At 68.8% G+C, this 3,543-nt stretch carries 3 protein-coding genes and 1 pseudogene; all 4 read right to left on the bottom strand.

Translation table 11 applies throughout. From position 1 onward, the window contains the following. Nucleotides 1–100 precede the first annotated feature (100 nt). Nucleotides 101–1,089: pseudogene (gene secF, locus AC2W7C_RS15010) on the bottom strand (protein translocase subunit SecF). Continuing rightward, nucleotides 1,089–2,678 carry a protein translocase subunit SecD gene (gene secD, locus AC2W7C_RS15005; RefSeq protein WP_486002133.1) on the bottom strand — a complete coding sequence of 530 codons (1,590 nt, stop codon included), beginning with the start codon at nucleotides 2,676–2,678 and terminating at the stop codon, nucleotides 1,089–1,091. The pseudogene secF and the gene secD overlap by 1 nt, the downstream one beginning before the upstream one ends. A 31-nt stretch (nucleotides 2,679–2,709) precedes the next feature. Continuing rightward, nucleotides 2,710–3,000 carry a preprotein translocase subunit YajC gene (gene yajC, locus AC2W7C_RS15000; protein ID WP_486002132.1) on the bottom strand — a complete coding sequence of 97 codons (291 nt, stop codon included), beginning with the start codon at nucleotides 2,998–3,000 and terminating at the stop codon, nucleotides 2,710–2,712. Nucleotides 3,001–3,142: 142 nt separating this feature from the next. Then, nucleotides 3,143–3,543 (bottom strand): murein hydrolase activator EnvC family protein (locus tag AC2W7C_RS14995; protein WP_486002131.1); only part of this gene is annotated, 401 nt, incomplete at its 5' end.

Below are 3,543 nucleotides of genomic sequence, written 5' to 3'. Positions count from 1 at the left end.
TCGGCGCGCAGCGACGACAGGGTGGGGCGGCGGTGGAGCGGCCCTCCCCACCCGGTCGCTTCGCGACCACCCTCCCCACAAGGGGGAGGGAGAGTGCGGCCTACGGCCGGCTGGCCATGCCCAGCTTGATCGGCTTGGCGTCGTCCGACGCCCCGCCGCGCTTGACGCCCCACAGCAGGATGATCGCGCGCCGACGTAGATCGACGAATAGGTGCCGACGATGATCCCGAACATCAGGGCGATCGAGAAGCCGTACAGCGCCTCGCCGCCCAGGAAGGCCAGGGCCGCCAGCACCATCACGGCGGTCAGGCCGGTGATGATCGTGCGGCTGAGCGTTTCGTTGATCGACAGGTCGATCACCTCGCGCAGCGGCATGGTCTTGTACTTGCGCAGGTTCTCGCGAAGGCGGTCGAACACCACGACGGTGTCGTTCATCGAATAGCCGATCACGGTCAGGATGGCAGCCACCATGTTCAGGCTGAACTCCAGCCGCATGACGACGATCAGGCCGAACACCAGGATCACGTCGTGCAGCAGGCCGACCACGGCGCCGAAGCCGAACTGCGGCTCGAACCGGAACCAGATGTAGGCGAACATCAGCGCGATCGCGAGGCCCAGCGCCATCAGGCCAGAGCTGAACAGTTCGCCCGAAACCTTCGAACCGACGACCTCGACGCCGGAATAGGTGACTTGGCCGACCGCCTGGGTGATCGCGGCCTCGACCCGCTGAACCACCTCGGTCTGGTTGGCGCCCTCGGGGATCTGGAAGCGCACGACGGCGGTCGAGCCGTCGGCCTGGTTGGTATCGCGCCGGGCGATGCCCTGCACCTGGACGTCGCCCAGGCCCAGCTCGGCGGCCGCGCCGCGCAGATCGTCAAGCTGCAGCACCTGGCCGGCCGGCTTGGACACCTCCATCGAGGCGCCGCCCCGGAAGTCGATGCCCATGTTCAGGCCGGGCACGAAGCAGCCGACGATGGAGGCGACGCACAGCACCACGGACAGCACGCCGAAGAATTTGGCGTACTTCACGAAGTGGAAGTTGGTCTTCTGCGGAAGCAGTTTGATGAGGGGCCATCCACGCATCGCCATCACTCCGCGATCGGCAGTTTCTTGGGTTTGGCGATCTTCAGCCACAGGCCCAGGCAGACCTGGGAGACCAGCACCGCCGACAGCATCGAGGTGAACACCCCGATGGTCAGGGTCCAGGCGAAGCCCCGAACGGGGCCGGCGCCGAACACGAACATGATCAAGGCCGCCACCAGGGTCGTCAGGTTGGCGTCGATGATGGTGCCCATGGCCTTGTTGAAGCCGGCGTCCATCGACGCGATCACGCTGCGTCCCGCCCGCGCCTCGTCGCGCATCCGCTCGTAGATCAGCACGTTGGCGTCCACGGCCACGGCGAAGGTCAGCACCAGGCCGGCGATGCCGGGCAGCGTCAGCGAGGCCCCGATCATCGACATCGAGGCGACGATCAGCAGGCCGTTCAACAGCAGGCCGACGACCGAGATGCCGCCGAACAGCAGGCCGTAGGACAGCAGCATGAAGACCACGATGATCGCGAAGCCGACGGCCGTCGAAATGGCGCCCGCGGCGACCGCGTCCTGGCCCAGTTCGGCGGTCACGGTCCGGCGCTCCTCGACCTTCAGCGGGGCCGGCAGCGCGCCCCCGTTCAGCAGGTTCACCATTTCCGACGCCTGGGCGATGGTGAAGCTGCCCTCGATCACGCCGGTGCCGCCGGTGATGGCGCTGCGGATCGTCGGGGCCGAGATCACCTTGCCGTCCAGGATGATGGCGAAGGGCTTGCCGATGTTGGCGGCGGTCGCTTCGCCAAAGCGGCGCGCGCCCGAGCCGTCGAAGCGGAAGCCGATGGCGGTCTGACCGTTCTGGTCGGTCGTCACCTCGGCCTTGGTCAGGTTCTCGCCCGAGACCAGGATGCGGCGCTTGACCAGATAGGGGGTGCCCTGGTCGTCGGTCAGCACTTCCGAGCCCGGCGGCACGGCGCCGGCCAGGGCTTCCTGGATCGAGTTCTCCGTGTCGACCATCTGGAAGGTCAGCTGCGCCGTCTGGCCGACCAGCCGCTCCAGCTCGGCCGGGTCGCTCTGGCCCGGAGCCTGGACCACGATCCGTTCGCCGCCCTGGCGGGTGATCGAGATTTCCTTGGTGCCGGTCGAGTCCAGGCGGCGGCGGACCACCTCGATGGACTGGCTGACGGCGTCGGCGCCCATGGAGGCGACGGCCTGTTCGGTGAAGGCGTAGCGGATGCGGTCCGCGCCCTGGCGCTGCACGGTGCGGTCCACCGCGCCGGTCGGTCCGGGCTGGGCCAGCGCCCGCATCGCGGCCAGGGCCCCGTCCATCTGCGACGGGTCGGCCAGGGTCACGATCACGCCGTCGCCCTGGCGGGCGATGTTGTTGGCGGTAATACCCGCCTCGCCCAGCACCGTGCGGGCGTCCTCGGCCAGGTTGGTCAGGCGCTTCTCGCGCATGGCCGGCACGTCGACCTCGAGCAGCAGGTACGAGCCGCCCTGCAGGTCCAGGCCCAGGTTGACCCCGCTGGACGGCAGCCAGCCCGGCAGGGCCGCGCGCTGCGCCGGCGTCAGGGCATTGGGGAAGGCGAACAGCAGCCCGAAGACGAGCGACAGGCCGAGAAGAATGATCTTCCAGCGCGAGAGGTGAATCATGCGGGTCGCCCCAAGCCTTTCAGTGGGCCAGTCAGGCCTTGGAGTCGTTGGCGGCGATCGCCGTGCGGTCGCGGACCTGGCTGATCATGGACTTGACCACGCGCACGTTCACGCCCTGCGAGATCTCGACCATGGCCTCGTCGTTCTCGACGCGGGTGACCTTGCCGATCATGCCGTTGGACAGGGTCACCGTGTCGCCGCGCTTCAGGGCCGCGACCATCGCCTGGTGGGCCTTCATCTGCTTCTGCTGCGGGCGGATCATCAGGAAATAGAACAGGATGATCAATCCGATGAACGGCGCGAAGGTGATCAGTTGGCCCATAAGGCCGCCATCGGCAGCAGGCATCGGCTTTCCCCGGCAAAACGGGCGGCCGCGTCGGCGCCCGGTCAAAATGAGGCGCGGAACCTAGGGCGCGCCGTCACACTTTGCAACGCGACGTGTGGCCCCTGCGGCGTCCGCTGCGCTATCGCGGCAACACCGTCAGGGGATCGACGGCCGTCGGCTCGTCGCCGCGCATCCGCCAGGCCTCGAAATGGATCGACGGGCGGCCGTCGCCCGCGGTCGAGCCGGCCGTGCCGATCACCTGGCCGGCGGCGATCTCGTCCCCGTCCCGCACCGAGGCCGAGCCCAGATGGCCGTAGACCGTGCGCCAGCCATCGCGGTGCACGATCAGCACCGTCAGCCCCTGCCCCGCCAGGTCGTCGCCAACATAGCCGACCGCCGGCCCGCTGCCGAGCGCGCACCTCGGCGCCCCGCAGCGGCGGCGATGTTCACCCGTGTTGCGCTCGCCCATGCCCACGGGCCCGAACCGGCGCAGGATCTCGCCGCGCAGCGGCCAGTCCAGGGGCGACCGTGGTTCCGGCC

The sequence above is a fragment of the Brevundimonas sp. CURTG3B2_SDJG genome (assembly GCF_057364705.1).
Note: the sequence above shows the minus strand (reverse complement) of the source record. Positions and strands in the feature narration are given on the sequence as shown.

What these genes read in the sequence shown, in the direction of transcription:
- secD (WP_486002133.1), bottom strand. Translation starts at nt 2,678, where the DNA reads ATGATTCACCTCTCGCGCTGGAAGATCATTCTTCTCGGCCTGTCGCTC.
- yajC (WP_486002132.1), bottom strand. Translation starts at nt 3,000, where the DNA reads ATGGGCCAACTGATCACCTTCGCGCCGTTCATCGGATTGATCATCCTG.